The 21,908-nt window shown below is 56.0% G+C and carries 12 protein-coding genes and 1 pseudogene; 8 read left to right on the forward strand and 5 right to left on the reverse strand.

Annotated features, from left to right (window positions below; genetic code table 11):
- Positions 1–76: 76 nt before the first annotated feature.
- The 3 genes and pseudogenes from QMK51_RS12540 to QMK51_RS12550 form a co-directional block, all read left to right on the forward strand.
- Positions 77–916, forward strand: a pseudogene (locus QMK51_RS12540) (GlxA family transcriptional regulator); the annotation flags it as partial.
- 227 nt (positions 917–1,143) lie between these two features.
- Positions 1,144–2,016 (forward strand): DNA/RNA non-specific endonuclease, encoded by an 873-nt coding sequence (locus QMK51_RS12545; RefSeq protein ID WP_258700320.1) that lies wholly within the window; start codon positions 1,144–1,146, stop codon positions 2,014–2,016.
- A 274-nt stretch (positions 2,017–2,290) separates the two neighbouring features.
- Complete coding sequence (locus QMK51_RS12550; RefSeq protein ID WP_320394253.1) at positions 2,291–2,923, forward strand: LysE family translocator; 633 nt, start codon at positions 2,291–2,293, stop codon at positions 2,921–2,923.
- A gap of 83 nt (positions 2,924–3,006) precedes the next feature.
- Here QMK51_RS12550 and QMK51_RS12555 read toward each other — a convergent pair whose 3' ends face one another.
- From QMK51_RS12555 to QMK51_RS12570, 4 genes are all read right to left on the reverse strand, one after another.
- Complete coding sequence (locus QMK51_RS12555) at positions 3,007–4,263, reverse strand: PLP-dependent aminotransferase family protein (protein ID WP_320394254.1); 1,257 nt, start codon at positions 4,261–4,263, stop codon at positions 3,007–3,009.
- Between the two features lie 82 nt (positions 4,264–4,345).
- Complete coding sequence (locus QMK51_RS12560; RefSeq protein ID WP_320394255.1) at positions 4,346–5,470, reverse strand: PLP-dependent aspartate aminotransferase family protein; 1,125 nt, start codon at positions 5,468–5,470, stop codon at positions 4,346–4,348.
- Positions 5,467–6,951, reverse strand: a complete 1,485-nt coding sequence (gene amrS / locus QMK51_RS12565; protein ID WP_320394256.1) for an AmmeMemoRadiSam system radical SAM enzyme — start codon at positions 6,949–6,951, stop codon at positions 5,467–5,469. Before amrS ends, QMK51_RS12560 begins: the two co-directional genes overlap by 4 nt.
- Positions 6,952–7,058: 107 nt before the next feature.
- The gene (locus QMK51_RS12570; protein WP_320394257.1) at positions 7,059–7,772 is read right to left on the reverse strand and encodes a hypothetical protein; all 714 of its coding nucleotides are present in this window, start codon (positions 7,770–7,772) and stop codon (positions 7,059–7,061) included.
- Positions 7,773–7,974: 202 nt separating this feature from the next.
- Between QMK51_RS12570 and QMK51_RS12575 the strand changes: the two genes are divergently transcribed.
- The 5 genes from QMK51_RS12575 to QMK51_RS12595 all read left to right on the forward strand — a co-directional run bounded on the left by QMK51_RS12575 (position 7,975) and on the right by QMK51_RS12595 (position 14,662).
- Entirely contained in the window at positions 7,975–8,406 is a 432-nt protein-coding gene (locus QMK51_RS12575) for an Lrp/AsnC family transcriptional regulator (RefSeq protein ID WP_320394512.1), read from the forward strand.
- Positions 8,407–8,813: 407 nt separating this feature from the next.
- On the forward strand, positions 8,814–10,595 hold the full coding sequence (locus QMK51_RS12580; RefSeq protein WP_320394258.1) for a type I secretion system permease/ATPase: 1,782 nt from the start codon (positions 8,814–8,816) through the stop codon (positions 10,593–10,595).
- A complete protein-coding gene (locus QMK51_RS12585; RefSeq protein ID WP_320394259.1) occupies positions 10,573–11,886 on the forward strand; it encodes an HlyD family type I secretion periplasmic adaptor subunit in 1,314 nt (437 codons plus the stop codon). The genes QMK51_RS12580 and QMK51_RS12585 overlap by 23 nt, the downstream gene beginning before the upstream one ends.
- A gap of 2 nt (positions 11,887–11,888) precedes the next feature.
- Entirely contained in the window at positions 11,889–13,268 is a 1,380-nt protein-coding gene (locus QMK51_RS12590) for a TolC family outer membrane protein (protein ID WP_320394260.1), read from the forward strand.
- Positions 13,269–13,933: 665 nt separating this feature from the next.
- On the forward strand, positions 13,934–14,662 hold the full coding sequence (locus tag QMK51_RS12595) for a response regulator transcription factor (RefSeq protein ID WP_320394261.1): 729 nt from the start codon (positions 13,934–13,936) through the stop codon (positions 14,660–14,662).
- 145 nt (positions 14,663–14,807) lie between these two features.
- Here the strand turns inward: QMK51_RS12595 and QMK51_RS12600 are convergent, their stop codons facing one another.
- On the reverse strand, positions 14,808–21,788 hold the full coding sequence (locus QMK51_RS12600) for a DUF5801 repeats-in-toxin domain-containing protein (RefSeq protein WP_320394262.1): 6,981 nt from the start codon (positions 21,786–21,788) through the stop codon (positions 14,808–14,810).
- Positions 21,789–21,908 lie beyond the last annotated feature (120 nt).

The following is a 21,908-nucleotide window of genomic DNA, read 5'->3' on the forward strand; positions in this document are numbered from 1 at the left end:
TCGAAGGTTAAAAGCGAATCGTAGTCACGGGCGTCGGAGTTGTCGGGCCTCTGGGGTGCGGAGTAGAAGAAGTCTGGAAGAGGCTGCTGGCAGCACCGGCATCGCACTCGTGGCGCACAAGACGCTTGAACAGGAGCGTCTTGAAAACAAGGCCATCGACACGTTGATCGTGACGTCGGGCTGGAAAGCCATGGATCAGCTGGATCAGACGGCCATCGAGTGGATCCGCACGCGTGCCAGCAATGTCAGGCGTGTGTGCTCGATCTGTGTCGGGGCCTTCGCCTTGGCCGAATCAGGACTTTTGGATGGTCGAAAGGCAACGACCCACTGGCGGATGGCACGCAGCCTGGCCGAGCGCTATCCCAACGTGCATGTGGATCCCAACCCGATTTGGGTCAAGGACGGCAACCTGTACACCTCGGCAGGCATATCGGCGGGAATCGATCTTGCGCTCGCATTGGTCAGCGAAGACCTGGGTGACGACACCGCCTTGGAGATCGCGAAAAATCTGGTTCTGTTTCTGCGACGTCCAGGCGGCCAGGCACAGTTCAGCGTCGCACTCCAGTCGCAGCATGCGACAGGTTCGAACCTGGATGAGTTATGCGTCTGGATCAGTGAACATCTACATTCGGAGCTGACGGTCGAGATACTTGCAGACAGGCTCGCCACCAGTGTGAGGACCTTGATTCGCATGTTTCAGAGGGAATTCAAGACAACGCCTGCCAAGTACGTCGAGGACGTCCGGGTCGAAGCGGCCTGTCGGCAAATAGAGCTGGGAAGGCGGTCGATGGAGGAGGTAGCGCGCCGATGCGGCTACCACAGTGTCGACGTGCTCAGAAAAGCCTTCGTGCGACGCATGGGGGTGAGTCCAAAGGAGTACGCACAACGTTTCGCACCAGTTAACGAACCTGCTTAGGCCGCAGCACTAATGTGACTTGTAATGGTCAATAAATCCCGCACGACCGTCAGCGGTCGTAATGCTCGGAGCCGACCGGATCCGCATCGGCATTTTGATTAAGGACAGTGACAGCATGCTCCCCGCAATCTAATCAGCAAGCGCCTCCACCCGGCTCCGAGTTCCGGGCTCCGTGAATCGGGGCTCGCCGTACGTTTACCCCTCAATCCAATTCGAAGATTAAAAGCATGCACCTACGCAAAATTGCAGTTGGGCTATCGGCCCTTGTTTTGCTCTCGACCGGGGCAGAAGCCCGCAGTCTGCTGGATTTCATCAAGCCCCCCACCCAGCATCAGCAACAAGCGTCCCACTCGGGCTCGATCAGCCAGAACGCGGCTCTGGAACTCTATTCAAACAAACAGAAACAGGCATCGTTTGACGGCTGCGCAGAACTGTTCCCTGCAGCGAAACCGATCAACACGGCCACTGTGCCTGCAACAATGAAACCCTTGGCCCTGTGTTCCGACAACTTCGCGGTGCTGTACTCGCAAACCAGTAAGACGCCGCTGGTAGTGGTCGAACGCCTTAATGCGGCCCAGTTGCAGGATGCCAAAGGGGAGGAGCGCACCAATCAGTTCTACCCGGACCCACGCATCCCAAAGAGTGGACGGGCAGAGTTGAGCGACTACCGTAGCCAACATCCGGCCGTGGACCGTGGTCATCAATCCCCGGCGGCCGATGCACCAAACCCCAATGCAATGGCCCAATCCTTTGCGCTGTCGAACATGGTGCCGCAAGACCCAACCAACAACCGGAAGATCTGGAGTAAGGTTGAATCGGATGTCAGAAAGTTTGCCAAGCGAGCCGATGGCAATGTTTTTGTCTTTACCGGCCCGCTCTTTGACTCAGGCCACGCCACCATCGGCGACAACAAGGTCTGGGTGCCGACCCGTCTGTTCAAGCTGGTTTACGACGCATCGTCCAAGCGTGCCTGGGCCTACGTACTACCCAACGCTGAAACCCGTATCGAGAGACCGATGGACTATGACACTTTCGTGAAGAGTACCGGGCTCAAACTGCTGGGAAATCTGCCGGTCACAGGTTCCATAGGGCGCTCTTGATGGCTTGATGAATGGCACCCCAAAGGCTAGGTGCATCCGATGGGGCGTTTCATTCGCGGATAACGTTCAAGCAACCATGAGTGGCAGGCTAGACGAATAGGTTGCGTTGGCCGGTTTTGTCCGAAGGCCAGGACGCCGCCGTACCTTAATAATGAAGGGAAAATAAGAATACTTCATACAAATTTATCGGAAATGCTTGTATGAAAATTAATAATTAATTTATAAAAAAATGCACTTCCCCTAATCTTCCAGTATCCATTTCGGAGGTGCATCTATGTTGATTTTCGTTAAGTCTATGGTCATTGGGCTTTGTATTGCGGCCCCTGTAGGACCCATTGGGCTGTTGTGCATACAGAGGAGTCTTATGCTCGGATGGAGAGCAGGCTTCGCGACGGGATTGGGGGCGGCAACAGCCGATTCGATCTATGGGTTTGTCGGTGCGCTGGGAATCACAGCTATCATAGCGACACTCATTAGCTTTAAGCCATGGTTATGTATTTTGGGAGGGATATTCCTCGCGTACATTGGTTATCAAACAATAAGATCGAAGGGGAGCACGACAGCCTTGGCGGGTGAACGAGCCAACATGTTCAAAGCCTACTCGACCACATTGTTTTTGACGCTGTCGAACCCCATGACCATCTTATCGTTTATCGCGATATTTGCCGCCCTGAGTGACGGCATGGTCAGCGATCAAAGCAGTCAGCACTCAGTGCTGCCCATGGTGACAGGTATATTCTTGGGCTCGGCTGTCTGGTGGTTGGGGTTGAGCGGATTCTCCTCCATGTTCAAGACTCGGATTGCCCAATCAAAGATTAAGTTGATCAACTATTTTTCCGGGGCAACCATAACCATTCTGGGTGCCTACCAGGTAGCCACTGGCGTTATACTCGCCACAGGAGCCTAAGCCGCAAGTAATACAAGGCTTATCTCTCATTGACTGATGAATAAGCCTTGGCATCAATTCCCTACGGCCCCATGGGGGATGTTTTACTGCATTCTAAATTCAATGTATGCCCTGAGGCGGCCTATCGCTTGTTTGATTTCTGATTCTGTCGCATTACTAAACGACAACCTGACCTGAGTAACAGCCTCATTCGTCAGTGAAAACAAGGAAGTGGGGAATACGATAACCTTGAAATGTTTGGCGCACTCGCACATTTCAAAATACTCAAAGCTGAAAGGCAGCTGGACATTAATGAAAAAGCCTCCTGCCGGATGGTTCCAGGTGACATTTTTTCGAGAATCAGCCTTGAGCGGAAATTCGCGTTCAAGGCAGTCAATCATACAGTTTCGTTTCTTCGTGTAAGACAGCACCCTTGGCTGGTTCAGCGCTTTCAAAGAATAATTGTTCTTTATCAGCAAGCCTCCGACAACCGCTTGACACAGGGCAGGTGTATTGACCGTGATCAAGCTTTTGGCTTTACACAATCTGCTGCTAAAGGACATCACCCCAGCGCCCTCCGGAGCGACTAGATAGCCCATGCGTAATCCCGGAAAAATCGACTTTGAAAAAGAGCCAAGAAGAAAGACTCGACGGCTGTCGATCGACTTCATCGAAGGAATTTTATCTCCCTCGTACCTGAAGTAGCTGTAGGCATTGTCCTCCAGGATAAAAAAATTCTTTTCATTGGCCAAGGCGAGCAACGCCTTCCTGTCTTCATAGGAAAGGCTGTCACCAGTAGGGTTACTAAAATCTGAAATCGCGTACAGCGCTTTTATATTTTCTCCCCTGGCCTCAAGATCTTCAGCTACCTTGCGCAGGGCAGATGGATCGAGAAAGGTGTTCATGGGAACAGGTACAATTTTTATTTTTAATAATTTCGCAATACCCGTGATCCCGGAAAATACAGGGTCTGGCACTAATAAAATACCACCTCCTTCAAAGATGGATAACAATGTCAAGGTGGCGGCTTCTTGAAACCCCATGCACACGACAATGCTTTCAGGGTTCAAAATCTTTATCCCTTCATCCCTCTGCAAGTGTTCGGCAATTATCTCATTGATAATTCCGGCGGTTTTTCCATATTGGCAAAGTAATGTTGCAACTGATTGTTCGGTATCGGCGACGTATCGTGTATAGCTGGCCAGCCCCTTATCGATGAGGGATGGGTCGCATTGCTCGTCATCAGGTCGACCGGAAGCCAGAGAAATAGCCTCTGGATTTTCATTGGAAATCGAGTTTAGAAGATGGATAACATTCAGAGTAGGGTCTTCGAATATTGTTTTTTCGAATGCACTGGACACACTCGCTTCTCCCTAAAAAACAACGAGCCGTTGAAGGCTCGCTGTTTATGATTAACATCCGCTACACAGGTTTAAGAGCGCCTTATTGATCAACCATATTTTCCATGGCTTCGAAGGCTTGAAGCAGATCCTCTTTAAGATCCTCAAGGGCCTCTAAACCAAAACATAGTCGAACCAATCCCTTTTCAATCCCCATATCCGCTTTTTCCTGCTCGGTCATCGAGGCATGGCTTCCACTAAAGGGTTGCGCAACCATCGACGTAACACAGGCCATTCCCGTGCCCGTTCCAAACCATTTGAGGGCGCTGGTGAAGGTCTTGTAGAAGGGAACCAGATCTGGCCGAATATCAACAAACACAATGCCACCATAACCTGTCAATTGTTTGCCATCGACTTGCGGATAATAAACATGCTCAATAAAGGGCAGTTCCCGCAGGTAGTTGAGCATGCTGGAGGTTGTGCTGCTGTGTCTCTCCATGCGCAGATTAAACGTCTGCATGCTTCTGCGAAGCAGCCACGCGCTGTGAGGGGCTAATATTGAGCCTGAATAAAAGCGACCTTCGAGGAGACGCTTATAAATAGTTTCACTGTTGACAAGAACCAGTCCGCCCATGACATCGCTGTGCCCGGAGAAATACTTCGTTGCACTGTACAGAGAAATATCGGCGCCAAAGTTTAGAGGCTTTTGAAATATCGGAGTGGCCCACGTGTTATCAACGACTACCAGGGCCTGTGGGTTGTTTTGCTTAACCGCTCTGCTGACCGCATGAATATCGATATCTTTCAGGAAGGGATTGGTCGGCGTTTCGAAAATAACCATGTCCACATTCGGTGGCAACGCCTTCAATCCACTTTCCGTGGTGAGATCCAGAATCGTCAGCTCGGCACCGATACGTGCGGCATAGCGCTGAAACAGTTTATAAGAGCAGCCATAGATATATTTGTTGATCACCAATGACGCACCAGGTTTCAGCAACTCCAAAACCATGTAGATGGCACTCATACCGGTGCTGTAGGCCAAGGCGTATTCACTGCCTTCCAGGGATGCGACAACCTGTTCCAGCTCAGTCACATTGGGGTTGGCTTTTCTCGAGTAGAAGAACGCCGAGTCAGCGCTAAACGCGCTGCACTGATAAATTGGCGTCACTGATGGATGGGCCTCTCGGTCATCGACCCTGATGTGCAGTATTTCAGTGGACACATTCATGACTTGCTGACCAGTTTGATAACCTGTTCATACATGTTCTGCTTGCCCTCATAACCAATTGTCGGGGTGATGTCATTTTGCGAAATGCCAATCTCTTCAATCGACTCGGTTGGGAAGTGAGCCCTGTCGAATACTTCATGAAGATTTGAGTTCACCCCCTTGGGAAGCCAGACCTCAGGGCCTGATTCATCAATTCGTGCCTTGGCGATAATGAATCGATAGCTTTCATACGGCCGCAATGTCAGTGATTTCCAATCACTGTTGAGTCCGTCGGTATAGTTGCGCCGCAGGTAGACGGTCTGTTCAAAGTCTTCGGTATTCAGCACTTGGGCGTGCAGCGACACGATGTCCCCATGCCACTCGAACTTTCGCTTTTCGTAAGAGGTCAGCGCATCCTCTCGCAGTTCAACAGGGTTGGTCGCTTTGTGCTCGCCAAGTAGTTTGAAATGTGCATCGTGCCCACACTGAGCGCAGCAACCGTTGTTATCCAATCCGACTATTTCAGCGTTCAAACCGTAGCGGGTAACGAGTAGGGCGTTACAATTGTTGCAGCTGGTATTGGTGCCTTCGACATCGTTCACGTTACCCAGATAAACATGCTCAACCCCCATGCTTCGAGCGATGTCCCGAGCCTTCAGGAGTCTATCCACAGGGGTTCTGATGCTATTGCTCATTTTATAATCGGGGTGAAACCTTACAAAGTGGAGCGGTACATTCGGGCCCAGTTCATCCAGTACCCACTGGCTAATTTTTCTGGCGGTATCCTCATCATCACTGATGTCGGTAACCATCAAGGTACTGACTTCAACATATTTGCCAGCATCGTATACTTTCTTGATACCCGCCAGAACGGGCTCTACCCAGCCAGTTGTGACTTTTCGGTAGTATTCAGGGGAAATGGATTTTAGTGAAATTGAGAATATATCAATGACCGGCAATAGTTCGTCAATGGCTTCTTCGCTGATGAAAAATGCCGATTTATATAAATTGATTAAGCCCGCTTCCTTTGCCAGCTTTGCCGTGTCGAGGATAAATTCATGCCAGACAACAGGGTCGTTATAAGTCCAGGAAATGACGCGTATACCATGCTTCAGCGCAGTTTCCACAACTTGCTCAGGTGTGTAGTAGTAAACATCTTTGTCTGTTACATACTTGGCCTGAGAGGTCTTCCAGTTGTGACAGTAGCCGCAGTTGAGCATGCAGCCGATATTTCCTAAGGAAAGGATTCGTTCACCGGGAGCAAAGTGGAACACCGCCTCGGTTTCAATAGTTTCTTCGGTGCTGTGAACGCCTTTGCCATAATTCAATGTAACTAACCGACCGCCTCTGTTCCCACGCACCTTGCAAAAACCTACCTTGCCCTCCTGTATGACGCAGTTTCGGGGGGAAAGGTGGCACTTTACATTGCCGTCCGGGAGTATTTCTTCCAGCTTCGCGGGCATGCTTTGTAAGGTCCAGTTTTTATTTTTTGTATTGTCCATCTCTCACTCCTCATCACGGAAGTTACTGTCAATATTTCATCGGTCAAAATAGTCGAGGCGAAAAAAATCCTGCAGCACAGTGGCAGCGGTTCATTTCGTAGTTGTTGCTAGGCAGAAGAAGCGCTGTTCAATCCATAATTCTTAAGTGAAAAGCGCCTGGCATTCATATTCATGAATGGCTGTATAAGAGGACCTATAACCAACAAGAATGCAATGGTTCCCACCCCGAACGGCCCTCCTAAAAGCCACCCGGTCGAAAAGATACCAATTTCAATTATCATTTTGGCTTTGGTGAATGACCAATCCCATTTGGAAACCATGGTCAGCACTACAAGGTCCATGATTCTGATACCAATACCACTCATGATAATCAGTGCCGATGAATAAGCACACAAGATCAACCCTGTCGCCAATATCGTGTATTCATTCACTCTGACAATCAAATACTCTCCAAGCCCCAGCACGGACCAGAGGTCAATCAGCAGACCGGTGAGCGTGGTTGTAATAAATGGGCTTATCGGAGGATATTTTTTGTTCCAGAGCATCCACCACAGCAGAAAGGATATAGAAACAATACCCGAACAAACGCCCATTCCGAGCAGGAGTATTTTATCTATCGAGATGATCAGGACATCTAAAGGATCAGTTCCCAGTTGACTGACAATGAAAAACTTGGCACCCACTGAGAAAAGAGTGACTCCAGCCAGATACATAAAGAACTGATCCATCTTGAATCTGCGAAGAGCTAGGACTTGCGTTCCAATATGTTTGGCGAATGATGGGTAGGGTTTTTTTTCACACTTTATTTTTTCATCTTCCATGCGAACACGATTCCTGGAGAGAAATATTTTATTATGCAGTGCGTAACGCTAAAGATTAAGGGCTATTGATTGCTTGGGTTCTTCTTAGGCTTGTCGAGCTGTAAATAGACTAGCACCGCGCTTTATTTTGGTGCATTATTTTTTTAATGAAAAACTCATGTTTTTCATTAAAATTTATACTTTTTTGCTGGGGGGAACGTACATGGACCGTATAGACATAAAAATCTTGGGAAAAGTGCAGGACTGTGGTCGCATTTCCATCACCGAGCTGTCCAAGCACGCTGGTCTTTCTATTCCCGCCACCACTGATAGGTTGCGAAAGCTCGAAGACTCAGGGGTCATCAAGGGTTATAGCGCTCAGTTAGATCCAACCAAGCTAGGGTTCGGCATATCTGCTGTTGTCGGTATCACCACCCTCAAGCCGGCGAAATCCAAATTGATAGCAACGCTCAATGACATACCCGAAGTCGTCGAGTGCCTGCATATCACAGGTAACGACTCCTACCTTATCAGGATCTATGCCAAGTCAATGGCCGATCTTGAGAATGTCATTGCGAGGATCAACGCGTACGGTGAGACACGTACAAGCATTGTTTTGTCAGTCCCTATCGAGAGAAGAAAGCTTGCCCCTTGAGCCTCTACGTTGCGCTGCGGCTCTTCTGTTATTGGGTAGCAATTATTGCTCCATGACGTTCCACTGAGCTTCATGGAGAAAGAAAAAGGCCCTTGGGGTAATGCCGGTCAGTTAAGCGCAATTCAATGTGGGAGCGAGCAAGCCCGCTCCCACAGGTTTCGTACCTTAACTGACCGGCATTTGGCCCTTGGGGCCTTTTTTTGCGTTGTATTCCACTGACGTCAGCTCGTTCCATCTCGCCCGTCGTAGAGCATCCTGGCCTCGAAGTCGTCGGCATTTTCGTTCTTCACCGCAGGGTCGTTGCCAGGGTAATACTCGTTGCCTGAGGCGATCCGGCCAATGGCTGCGCACAGTCGTTCGGCATGATCTAAGCTCCTCAGGGTATGGCTTTTCGAGCAGGGGTTTCAATGCGAAACATACCTGAAAATAGTCTGAAAATTGCGTTGAAAGCCTGTAGAGACAGCTTTGTTTCTGTTGGCTTTTTCAGCTTTTTCATCAACGCGCTGATGCTCGTTCCTACCTTTTATATGCTCCAGGTGTATGGACGAGTGGTCACCAGCGGAAGTCTGACCACCCTGGCAATGCTGACGCTGATCATGACCGGGCTGGTGGTGACGCTCGGTTCCCTGGAATGGGTCCGTTCGCGCATCATGGTTCGGGTCAGTACCCGGCTGGATGTGTTGCTGAGTCGCCAGGTCTATAAAGCCAGTTTCAAACGGGCTCTGGAAAGTGGCGGCATGGATGCCTCGGCCCAGTCGCTCAACGACTTGACCGGCTTGAGACAGTTTCTCTCCGGTAATGGATTGTTCGCCTTTTTCGATGCGCCCTGGTTGCCTATCTATGTCGCTGTGATGTTCATGTTCCATCCCTGGTATGGCTGGGTAGCGTTGGGCAGTGCGTTGTTGTTGTTATCGCTCGCGTTTATCAATGAGAGGCTGACGGGGCCGACACTTGCCCAAGCTAACAAGGAACATATCAGCGCGACGCTCTACACCACGAAGAATCTGCGCAACGCCGAAGTCATCGAGTCCATGGGCATGCTTGAAACCCTTATGGACCGTTGGGGGCATCGTCAAAGAAACGTCCTGTTGCTGCAATCCGCGGCGAGCGATAGAGGTGGCATCATCAGCACGCTTTCCAGGAGTTTCCGGATCCTGGTGCAGTCGCTGATCCTTGGTCTGGGGGCGTACCTGGCCGTGGACCACCAGGTGGGGGCAGGGATGGTGTTCGCCGGGTCCGTGCTGCTCGGGCGCGCGTTGGCCCCCATCGATCTGATCATCGGCAGCTGGAAGGGCTTTATTGCGGCCCGCTCGCAGTACCGCCGTCTCAACGACATCCTCGACAAACAACAGGCTCAGCCCGAGCGCATGTCATTGCCTGCGCCTCAGGGGCACGTGCAGGTGGAGAATTTAATCGTCGCGGCACCTGGCTCGAAAACGCCGATCATCAAAAACATAAGTTTCAGCGTACCTGCCGGCTGCGTTGTCGGAATCATCGGCCCAAGCGCCGCGGGCAAGTCCACCCTGGCCAGGGCACTGATGGGGGTATGGGCGCCGCAGCAAGGGGTGGTCCGGCTCGATGGCGCGGACATCTGCGCGTGGGACAAACATGAGCTTGGGCCGTATATAGGTTACTTGCCCCAGGACATTGAATTATTCGAAGGCAGCATCAGCGAGAACATTGCCCGCTTCGCCGAGGTCGATTCCGAGAAAGTCGTTCTGGCGGCCAGGTCTGCTGGCGTTCACGAAATGATTCTGCTGTTGCCCGATGGTTATGACACCGTCATTGGCAGTGAGGGCGTCATGCTGTCGGGAGGGCAGCGCCAACGCATAGGCCTGGCCCGTGCCCTGTATGGCAACCCGCGGCTGATTATCCTCGACGAGCCCAATTCCAATCTCGACGAAGTCGGTGATCGCGCCCTGGCGGCGGCCATCCAGCAGCTCAAGCTCACAGGTGCAACCCTCTTTGTGATTACCCACCGAACCAACATCGTGTCCCAACTGGACCGGCTCATGGTGATGAACGGTGGCGCTATCAGTCTCTATGGGCCACGCGAGCAGGTGTTGGCCGAACTCAACGCGCAGCATGCGCAAAAGCACGCCACGCAAGCAGGCGCAAGCGTGGCTTCGGTTGCTACCCGCAAGGGCGATGCCAATGAACCGTACGATGCTCAGTCGTCAAATGGATAACTTCGCCGACCTGGCGGTATCTGATCGAAAAATACGTCGCCTGGGTTTTGGCATTGTATTGGTGACCTTTGGCGTGTTCGGCACCTGGGCGGCGATGGCGCCGCTCGATGGCGCGGCTTACGCGCCTGGCGTGGTCACCGTGCAGGCGTACCGAAAAACGGTACAACACCTCGAAGGTGGCATCGTCAAAGAGGTGCTGGTCCATGACGGTGACATCGTCAAGCGTGATGACCCGCTGATTATTCTCGATGATGCCCAGCTGCGATCCGAATACGAGATGACCCGAAGTCAGCTCATTGCCGCCAGAGCCATAGAGGCAAGACTCAGGGCTGAGCGGGACAATCTGCCGGTGATTGGCTTTGGCATCATGACCGATTCCGACAGTTTGCGAGGTGCCGAAGCCCGTCAGGGCGAGACCCAGGTATTCAACGCACGACGGGGGTCACGGCTGGGCCAGATAGCGGTGCTGCAAGAGCGCATTGGTCAGTTGAATCAACAGATCAAGGGGCTGGAGGCGATGATCGGTGTCAAGGGCCAGCTGGATAAATCCTACCGCGGCGAAATAGTTGAATTGACCGACCTGTTGTCGCAAGGGTTCGTTGACAAACAACGTCTGCTTGAGCAGGAACGCAAGCTTGAAATGGTCAGGTCCGAATTGGCCGACCACCGTTCCACCATTACCAGGACTCGCTTGCAGATCAACGAAACACAGCTGCAGATTCTACAAGTCGATAAAGACTTCAATGCCGATGTCGCCAAACAATTGGCCGAGGTTCAGACCAAAATCTACGACCTGCAAGAGAGAGCTTCCGCCTTGGAGGATCGGCTCAGCCATATCATCATCCGCGCACCCGAGGCGGGTATGGTGATTGGCATGACGGTGCATACGATTGGTGGAGTCGTGCGCCCGGCGACGCCGCTGCTGGACATTGTTCCCTCGGTTTCAGAACTGGTCATAGAAGCCCAGGTGGCGCCGGTCGATATCGATCGCATCGCCATCGGCAAGCGCGCCGATATTCGTTTCGGTGCGTTCAAAAGCTCGACCACTCCGGTGATCGAAGGCGAGGTCAGTAGCGTATCGGCTGACCGGTTGACCAACGAAAAGACCGGTGCGGGCTATTACCTGGCGCGGGTTCGGGTAACCGAAGCCGGTGCGCGTACCTTGGGTGAGCGCAAGTTATTGCCGGGGATGCCGGCGGACGTGTTGATCATCACCGGGGAACGCACGTTGTTGCATTACTTGATGCAGCCGGCCCGCGATGTCATGTCTCAATCGATGATCGAGGAATGATCATGCGAGCGTCGTCAGTTCTGCTGGGCGGGGCGTTCATGTTTGCAGCGGGTGCCGTTCTGGCGCAAACCACTGAAGCAAAGCCGACCGGGGTCAGTGCCTCGACGTTTTCCACTGACCTCATGCAGTTGTATCGCGAGGCCCGGCTGGAAGATCCGCGAGTATTGGCCTCGTATGCGCGAGCGAAGGCGGGCCAGGAACATCAGCGCGAAGCCCTGGGTTCGCTGTTGCCGCAGGTAGCGCTCAACGCCGGAACGAATCGGATTCATCAGGAGAGCGACCTGGTGCAGCGCAGTTACGATAGCGAAATCTACAGCCTGGTGCTGCGTCAGTACCTCTACAACAAGGCCGCGTGGGAGAACTACCAAAAATTCAAAAGCCTGGCCAGGCAATCCGAATCGGAAGCACTGGAAACCCAAGCCGAGGCCACTGTGGAGTTGGCGCAGCGTTACTTCGCCGCGTTGGCGGCCGAGGATGAACTGGAGTTGGTAAGGGCGGAGCGTCAAACCACGCAAAAGAGTCTGGACAGAGTCAATGCGTTGTACGAAAAGCAGCTGGCATTGATTACCGATCAGCTCGACCTCAAGGCCCGGGTAGATTTGCTGGCGGCGCAGGAACTGGATGCCCGGAACCAGGCCAGTATCACTCGCGAGGCACTGGCGGAGATCGTCGGCCGACCGGTCAAGGAGAAGCTCAACCGGATTCGCGATGACGTGCAACTTAAGGTTTCGGCGCAGAGTCTTGAAGCGTGGGTTCGCGAGGGTATAGAGCAAAACCCGGCGCTCAAGGCCAACGAAAGCGGCGTCGAAGCAGCAGGTGCTGCGTTGCGCAGCGGCAAGGGCGGGCACTACCCGACCGTGAGCCTGACTCTGAGCGCGCAGCAGACCAACGAGGGCTACAACAACTCCCTGGCGCCGCGTACCGACAGTTATGTCGCCGGTATTGGCGTGCAAGTGCCGCTATACAGCGGCGGCTCAACCTCGGCGCGGGTGCGTGGGCTCTACCAGGATCAGATTGTGGCAGAGCAGCAACTGGAATCGGTCCAGCGCCAGGTGGTCAAGGAGATCACCACCGCTTACCTGACCGCAAATTCGAGCGCAGAGAAGATCAGTGCGAGCCGGAATGCCCTGGCTTCGGCACAGCTGTCCAGGGTGGCGGCAGAGAAAGCGCTCAATTACGGAATGGCCAATGCCGTCGATGTGCTGACCAGCGTACGCAACGAATTCCGGGCTCGTCGAGACCTGCTCAAGACGCAATACGACTTCGTCACCAATGTTTTCACGCTCAATCGCTGGGCGGGAAAACCGCCTGCCGAGGGTGTCGAAAACGTTAACGCCTGGTTGAGCCCCGGCAGATCCGGCCAAAACCTCACATCCCCCTGATCCTGCCCCCGCTGCACCGGCATCGCTTACTCCGAGAGGCAGCCCTTCAGCTAACGCCCGCCCCAAAAATACCGCTCCTCACGGCTCGCCGGAATGCGGTGAAATCGTCCGCTGGACAATGGTCATCCACATGCCAACTACAAATTGCCGCCGATAAATTGACGTCGCGGATGCTGCTGTGCTTGTTTGTACGCCGCTCGTCGGTTAATTGACGATTTTGATCGGATCAGACGTTGGTCGCAGATCGCCCGCGGCGAGCCTAAGGCCTTGATTTCCTAGGGGTTAGGCGTCTTGGAAACATCGGTCGGGCTACTTGCATGAGGCCTGAGTCGACGACTGGCGAATGGGCGGGCTGGCAGCGCGCTAGTCTGGCCTAGACTCAGTTCAGCGGCTCCAGGGAGCCCATCATCATGCGCAAGCTATTTATGATTATTTCTATTTATGTTGTCTCGATGGCTTTGCCCGGCTTTGGAAACGTCTGCAACCCCTGCCGGTGCAACGGGTGGAAATGTCCCCAGGGCCGAATACCCGGGCGGGCACTGTCAAGGCCTGTCGGCGCTCGGATCTGTCCTTCAATCGCGGTGGCCAGGTGAGTGAGCTGCTCATACTCAAGGAGGATCAGCGGGCGGAGGCTATCGTTCATTTTCAAGGGAGTCAGGAAGGTAATGACGACCCAAATAAAACCAATACGCAAACCAATACGCGTGATGCTGATCGATTGTCGTCCCCTCGTTCTCATGGGCCTTCACGACTTGATCAATGCCAGGAAGCCTCAGATGGAAGTGAGCGGCCAGGCCACCACCTATACCAATGCGCTGGATCTTGCCGATCAGTTGCGTCCCAATGTCATTCTTTTCAGTTTCTTTCCGGATGCGCTGAACCCGTTGTCAGTCGTCGCGGGACTCGCCCGCGGTGCCGAAATGAAAGTGCTGGTGCTCAAGGGCCTCTACGAAGCGGTCCCCGTTGCCCAGGCGATAGAAGCGGGCGCACGCGGCATCGTGCTGGTGGAAGACCCGACGGAATCGATCATCCGGGCCATCGTCAAGGTCCACTATTGTGACATCGGACAGAATAGATCCTGGGCCGTTGGGCTTTCCGGCTATGCCGCGACCGGGCATATACCCTTGAAGTGCAATTTGGAGCGGGCGAAACAGGCGCGGCTGACGCTGCGCGAGAGGGAACTGATTTGCGCCATCGTGGGAGATCCGTCCGCCAAATACATCAGCATCGCCGGGCGCCTGGGCATCAGCGAGCACACCGTGCACAACCACCTCAGCAACATCTATCAAAAGCTTAATCTCGTCAACCGTATCGACTTGCTGATGTACGCGCAAAAGCACGGGCTCACCAACAACGAAGAACCGCCCGAGTCCACTTGGGTGGAACTGGATTGAATTTCACGTAAAACAAGACGGTCTGACACCTCTTTGGGGCGCCTGGGCCGTCACATGTCGCCGTTCGCGGATCTCATCCTGGAACTGCAAAAAAAATGCGAGGGTGGTTTACACCACCCTCGCATTCTTTCACGCGTGCGCTGCCTCAGGCGCTGCCATGAACAATGTCACTACTCAGCAGATCGACCCCAACCAAGGTGATGGTCGTGATTTGTCCGCCCATTTCGGCAACCGTCACGATGCTGTCTGCGCCGCTGTTGTCGATCGACTGGACAACGGCGTTCTGGTCGCCGTTGAGCACCAGCGTGTCTCGCAGCCCTGCGTTCGCATCGAAGCCGGTGACCTGGTACTTGTTTTGGGTGAATGACAAATCGACGTTGAAGGCATCCCGCTCACCGCTCGTGCCCACCAGCGTAAAGTCGAAGGTGGTGCCCAAGTCGTTGGCGAACAGGTTGGCGTCGAACGTACTCGTCGCCGAGTCCCCATCCTTGTCCGTCAGCGTCGCGTTGAACGCCAGCTTGACATCGCTGGCCAGGCTCTCGGTCTCATGAGTGAACTCGATCACGGGGATCTTGATCTCGCCTCGGGCCATCGTGAGCTGAACAGCGTCGATCAGCTTCGTGCCATCGCTCTGAATGAGGAAGGACACCTGTCCGCCGGCCTCCGGCGTCAGGGTGTTCACCTCGATCAGGTTCGAGAACGTGCCATCCTCGTAGTAAGCCCTGTAGTACAGGTCCTCGGTCGCCGTGTTGTAGCCCCCCACGGAGTTGTCGATGAAGACCTTCATGCTCGTCAGCAGGCTTTCCGGATTGATCACGAAGCTTTCATCGGCAGCGCTGATGGCTGCCAGGTTGTCTCCCTGGAACAGGTTATTGGCGATACCGATGCCGGCCGTGCTGACGTTCATGGCCGCCGGGTCGATGTACGACGGCAGCGGGTTGGTCTGTAGCTGGGCTTCGGTGGGGTCGGGGGCCCCGAGCCCGATGCCGGTCAGGATGTCCGCTGTCGACGCCGTTGCTTTCGCGGAAAAGAACACAACCTCCTCAGATGCCGAAGGAATAGTCGGGTCATTCGTTTCCGGAATCAACAATGTGCGCACTGGATCCGGGCCGCCGGCACTGAGCGAACCGTCGGCACTGCTGAGCACGATCTGCGAACTGAAGCCCTGCACCAAGTCCAGTGCATAGCTGCCATTGGCAAAGGCGGTCAGCGTGTAGTCAACGCTGGTATTCGCCGTGGCGGCGTTGTTGTCGAAATCACCCGTCAGAGTCCCTGCGAAGTGGAACGCGCCGTTGGCGTCCGGTGAGGGCGACTGCTCGGTGAGCGTGCCGGTCCCGGTCGTGGTCGTGTTGTCCGGCCTGACGAGGGTGAATTGGTTATTCACCAACGAAATATCCAGACCGGTCGCCCCCAGTCCGTCGGCTCCGATCGAATTATCCCAGTACCCTGTTTGAGGAAGGACACTACCGGTCCCGATCAGGTTGCCGAAGGCGAGTGTTGGGCCGTCGTCCTCGAACACCAGGTTTTGCCCGATGTTCAGGGTCGCGTGGGCGCTGTCGCCGTCCTTGTCGGTGATGGTTGCCGTCAGGGTCACCAGATTGTCCGAGCTCAGGCTTGTTGAATCATCGGGATTGTTGGGATCGGGATGTACCACGGCCCGTTGCTGGTCGAGGGTGACGTCACCGTTGGCGGCCACGCTGGCCGTGAACACCAGCAAGTTGCTGATGGCCGTGCGGCCTTGCACCACGCCACCGTTGAGCGACAGGTTGACTGCCTCACCGGTGGCCGTATCGGTCAGCCCGGAGCCACCGGCCACCACGCCCAGCGCATAGGTCAGCGTCCCCGCGCCATCGGCGCCAAACGCCGAGCTGAAGTTGGCGGTAAAGCTCTGGGTGTCGTCGGTGGTTAGCACCGTTTCGTCCACCGTCAGCGTTGGTTCCGTACCGGTGGTGCTGATGCTCGGTCCGTCGTCCTTGAACACCAGGTTCTGGCCGATGTTCAGGGTCGCGTGGGCGCTGTCGCCGTCCTTGTCGGTGATGGTTGCCGTCAGGGTCACCAGATCGTCCGAGCTCAGGCTCGTCGAATCATCCGGATTGGTTGCATCGGGATGTACCACGGCCCGTTGCTGGTCGAGAGTGACGTCACCATTGGCGGCGACACTGACGGTGAATACCAGCAGGTTGCTGATGGCCGTGCGGCCTTCGACCACGGCGCCGTTGAGCGACAGGTTCACTGCCTCACCGGTGGCCGTATCGGTCAGCCCGGAGCCACCGGCCACCACGCCCAGTGCATAGGTCAGCGTGCCCGCACCGTCAGCGCCAAACGCCGAGCTGAAGTTGGCGGTAAAGCTCTGGGTGGCGTCGGTGGTCAGCACCGTTTCGTCCACTGTCAGCGTGGGTTCCGTACCGGTGGTGCTGATGCTCGGTCCGTCGTCCTTGAACACCAGGTTCTGGCCGATGTTGAGCGTGGCCTGGGCACTGTCGCCGTCCTTGTCGGTGATGGTCGCCTTCAAGGTCACCAGATCGTCCGCCGACAGGCTCGTCGAATCATCCGGATTGGTTGCATCGGGATGTACCACGGCCCGTTGCTGGTCGAGAGTGACGTCACCATTGGCGGCGACACTGACGGTGAATACCAGCAGGTTGGTGGTGGCCGTGCGGCCTTCGACCACGGCGCCGTTGAGCGACAGGTTCACTGCCTCACCGGTGGCCGTATCGGTCAGCCCGGAGCCACCGGCCACCACGCCCAGTGCATAGGTCAGCGTGCCCGCGCCATCGGCGCCAAACGCCGAGCTGAAGTTGGCGGTAAAACTCTGGGTGGCGTCGGTGGTCAGCACCGTTTCGTCCACTGTCAGCGTGGGTTCCGTACCGGTGGTGCTGATGCTCGGTCCGTCGTCCTTGAACACCAGGTTCTGGCCGATGTTGAGCGTGGCCTGGGCACTGTCGCCGTCCTTGTCGGTGATGGTCGCCTTCAGCGTCACCAGATCGTCCGAGGTCAGGCTCGTCGAATCATCGGGATTGTTGGGGTCGGGATGTACCACGGCCCGTTGCTGGTCGAGGGTGACGTCACCGTTGGCGGCGACACTGACGGTGAACACCAGCAGGTTGGTGGTGGCCGTTCGACCTTCCACCACTGCGCCGTTGAGCGACAGGTTGACTGCCTCACCGGTGGCCGTGTCGGTCAGCCCGGAGCCACCGGCCACCACGCCCAGTGCATAGGTCAGCGTGCCCGCACCATCGGCGCCAAACGCCGAGCTGAAGTTGGCGGTAAAGCTCTGGGTGTCGTCGGTGGTCAGCACCGTTTCGTCCACCGTTAGCGTTGGCTCGCTGCCGGTGGTGCTGATGCTTGGCCCGTCATCCTTGAATACCAGGTTCTGGCCGATGTTCAGCGTCGCATGGGCACTGTCGCCGTCCTTGTCGGTGATGGTCGCCTTCAAGGTCACCAGATCGTCCGCCGACAGGCTCGTCGAATCATCCGGATTGGTTGCATCGGGATGTACCACGGCCCGTTGCTGGTCGAGAGTGACGTCACCATTGGCGGCGACACTGACGGTGAATACCAGCAGGTTGCTGATGGCCGTGCGGCCTTCGACCACGGCGCCGTTGAGCGACAGGTTCACTGCCTCACCGGTGGCCGTATCGGTCAGCCCGGAGCCACCGGCCACCACGCCCAGTGCATAGGTCAGCGTGCCCGCACCGTCAGCGCCAAACGCCGAGCTGAAGTTGGCGGTAAAGCTCTGGGTGGCGTCGGTGGTCAGCACCGTTTCGTCCACTGTCAGCGTTGGCTCGCTGCCGGTGGTGCTGATGCTTGGCCCGTCGTCCTTGAATACCAGGTTCTGGCCGATGTTGAGGGTCGCATGGGCGCTATCGCCGTCCTTGTCGGTGATGGTCGCCTTCAGCGTCACCAGATCGTCCGAGGTCAGGCTCGTCGAATCATCCGGATTGGCTGCATCGGGATGTACCACGGCCCGTTGCTGGTCGAGAGTGACGTCACCATTGGCGGCGACACTGACGGTGAACACCAGCAGGTTGGTCGTCGCCGTTCGGCCTTCGACTACGGCGCCGTTGAGCGACAGGTTGACCGCCTCACCGGTGGCCGTGTCGGTCAGCCCGGAGCCACCGGCCACCACGCCCAGTGCATAGGTCAGCGTGCCCGCGCCATCGGCGCCAAACGCCGAGCTGAAGTTGGCGGCGAAGTTCTGGGTGGCGTCAGTGGTCAGCACCGTTTCGTCCACCGTCAGCGTTGGTTCCGTGCCGGTGGTGCTGATGCTCGGCCCGTCGTCCTTGAATACCAGGTTCTGGCCGATGTTGAGGGTCGCCTGGGCACTGTCGCCGTCCTTGTCGGTGATGGTCGCCTTCAAGGTCACCAGATCGTCCGAGGTCAGGCTCGTCGAATCATCCGGATTGGTTGCATCGGGATGTACCACGGCCCGTTGCTGGTCGAGGGTGACGTCACCGTTGGCGGCGACGCTGACCGTGAACACCAGCAGGTTGGTCGTCGCCGTTCGGCCTTCGACCACGGCGCCGTTGAGCGACAGGTTGACTGCCTCACCGGTGGCCGTATCGGTCAGCCCGGAGCCACCGGCCACCACGCCCAGTGCATAGGTCAGCGTTCCCGCACCATCGGCGCCAAACGCCGAGCTGAAGTTGGCGGTAAAGCTCTGGGTGGCGTCGGTGGTCAGCACCGTTTCGTCCACCGTCAGCGTTGGCTCGCTGCCGGTGGTGCTGATGCTCGGTCCGTCGTCCTTGAACACCAGGTTCTGGCCGATGTTGAGCGTGGCCTGGGCACTGTCGCCGTCCTTGTCGGTGATGGTTGCCTTCAGCGTCACCAGATCGTCCGAGGTCAGGCTCGTCGAATCATCCGGATTGGTTGCATCGGGATGTACCACGGCCCGTTGCTGGTCGAGGGTGACGTCACCATTGGCGGCGACACTGACGGTGAACACCAGCAGGTTGGTCGTCGCCGTTCGGCCTTCGACCACGGCGCCGTTGAGCGACAGGTTGACCGCCTCACCGGTGGCCGTATCGGTCAGCCCGGAGCCACCGGCCACCACGCCCAGCGCATAGGTCAGCGTCCCCGCGCCATCGGCGCCAAACGCCGAGCTGAAGTTGGCGGTAAAGCTCTGGGTGTCGTCGGTGGTTAGCACCGTTTCGTCCACCGTCAGCGTTGGTTCCGTACCGGTGGTGCTGATGCTCGGTCCGTCGTCCTTGAACACCAGGTTCTGGCCGATGTTGAGCGTGGCCTGGGCACTGTCGCCGTCCTTGTCGGTGATGGTCGCCTTCAGCGTCACCAGATCGTCCGAGGTCAGGCTCGTCGAATCATCCGGATTGGTTGCATCGGGATGCACCACGGCCCGTTGCTGGTCGAGAGTGACGTCACCATTGGCGGCGACACTGACGGTGAACACCAGCAGGTTGGTCGTCGCCGTTCGGCCTTCGACCACGGCGCCGTTGAGCGACAGGTTCACTGCCTCACCGGTGGCCGTATCGGTCAGCCCGGAGCCACCGGCCACCACGCCCAGCGCATAGGTCAGCGTGCCCGCGCCATCGGCGCCAAACGCCGAGCTGAAGTTGGCGGTAAAGCTCTGGGTGTCGTTGGTCGCCAGTACGGTCTCGTCTACTGTCAGCGTCGGTTCCGTGCCGGTCGCACTGACTCTCGGCCCGTCGTCTTCGAAGATCATCTTGGAGCCGATTTCGGCGGTCGAAGTAGAGGCTTGGCGTAGCGAGAAGCCGCCGACATCAAAATCGGCGTGGTTATCGCCCCTGGCGTCGAGGGCCGCGCCGTTCTCGATGAGCACGCGGTTGTGATCCGACGTTGTGGTGTATTCAATCTGGTAGCCGGCTTTAACACCGGTGATGGTTGCAACCCCACCTGTAAAGCTGATGGTAATGGTCGGGTCATTCACTGAACCGTCGGAATTTTCGATCACCAGCCCGGTGCTATTGTTGATGACTTGAACATTGGTGATGGCAACCGGCGTGTCATTCGCATAACCGTTGATGAAATTCGCGCCAGGTTCAGCAGCGGTGCTGAATGCGCTGACTTTTACGACAGCACTCTTGCCGCTTTGCAATTGCACGATGTCGAAATTGGCCGATGTCGAATTGTAGACGCCGGTAAAGTCGATGTTGGACTCAACATCGGCTTCGGTCTGACTAAGGTTGGGAACGGTCACATCCTGCCTGGCACCGGTGACGAACGAAAAGCGGATGCCTTCCTGTTCCACAATCATCTGATTGTTGGTGCCGATGGTGGTCGGGCCACCCCCCTGGCTGGTATTGATCGTGTCGCCAGTGTTTATATGGGCGCCACTTGACTGGTCTGCGGGGTCCTTGCCGGTGGCGATGATGGTAGGGTCGGTTATCCGTGTGACACCATTGACCACTTCAGTTGTCGGGTTCGCTTTTGTGTACATCAGGAAGAGGTTCTGACCGGAGGGCGCACCGGCCAGACTGAATGCCAGGTCCTGAGTGGCTCCGATGAAAACCTTATTCAGCAGATTGACCGCATCGTCGGGGTTGCTGGCGTCCGGATGCTTGAGCGGTTGGTACTCCACGGTCCAGATCTTGCCGCCCGAGACCGGCGAACCGGTTTCTTCGATATAGGCCGCGAACACGATCGCGCCATCTGCGGCCCCGGCTCGGCCCACCACGATGTTGTTGTTCGTATCGGTATAGAGAAGGATGCTGGTGCCATCGAGGGTATCCAGACCGCTGTCGAGGCCATTGAGCGGTGCGCCAGCGCTGTCGACGAAGCTGATATCGGTAGTGATTGTTCCGGGCGCGCCGGTGAGGGTGAACGCATTGCTGCCGGTGTCGCCCACGGCACCGGTATAGCCACTCAAGGCCGCACCCGTTGCAGTGCCTGCACCCAGTGCGGTCAAACGGGTAGAGAAGGTTGATGGCAGGGATGCCACCAGAATGTCGTTGTCGTCAGCGTCTCCCGCAAGGCTTGGCGTGGCGGTGGCGTTCTGCAGCCCGGCCGTTTCGTCCAGCGTAACGTTCGCGCCGGGCGTCACGCTCAGAGCATTGGCCGTAACCGACGCTGTCGCCACTGAGTCGAGGGTCGCAGCGTATAGGGAGGTCGGATCGCTCGTCAGCGATGAGTTTTGCTCGCGAATAGTCATGACTTTCTCCTGAGCAATGACGGTCATTGAGGCCTGACCGTTGACCTTTGGGGGCAACTATTATGGATAAGCGCCGGGGATTGCACATTGGCCGAAACTCCCAGGCGGGATGGGAGTTTC

It is taken from the genome of Pseudomonas sp. P9_31 (assembly GCF_034008235.1).
Classification (GTDB): Bacteria; Pseudomonadota; Gammaproteobacteria; order Pseudomonadales; family Pseudomonadaceae; genus Aquipseudomonas.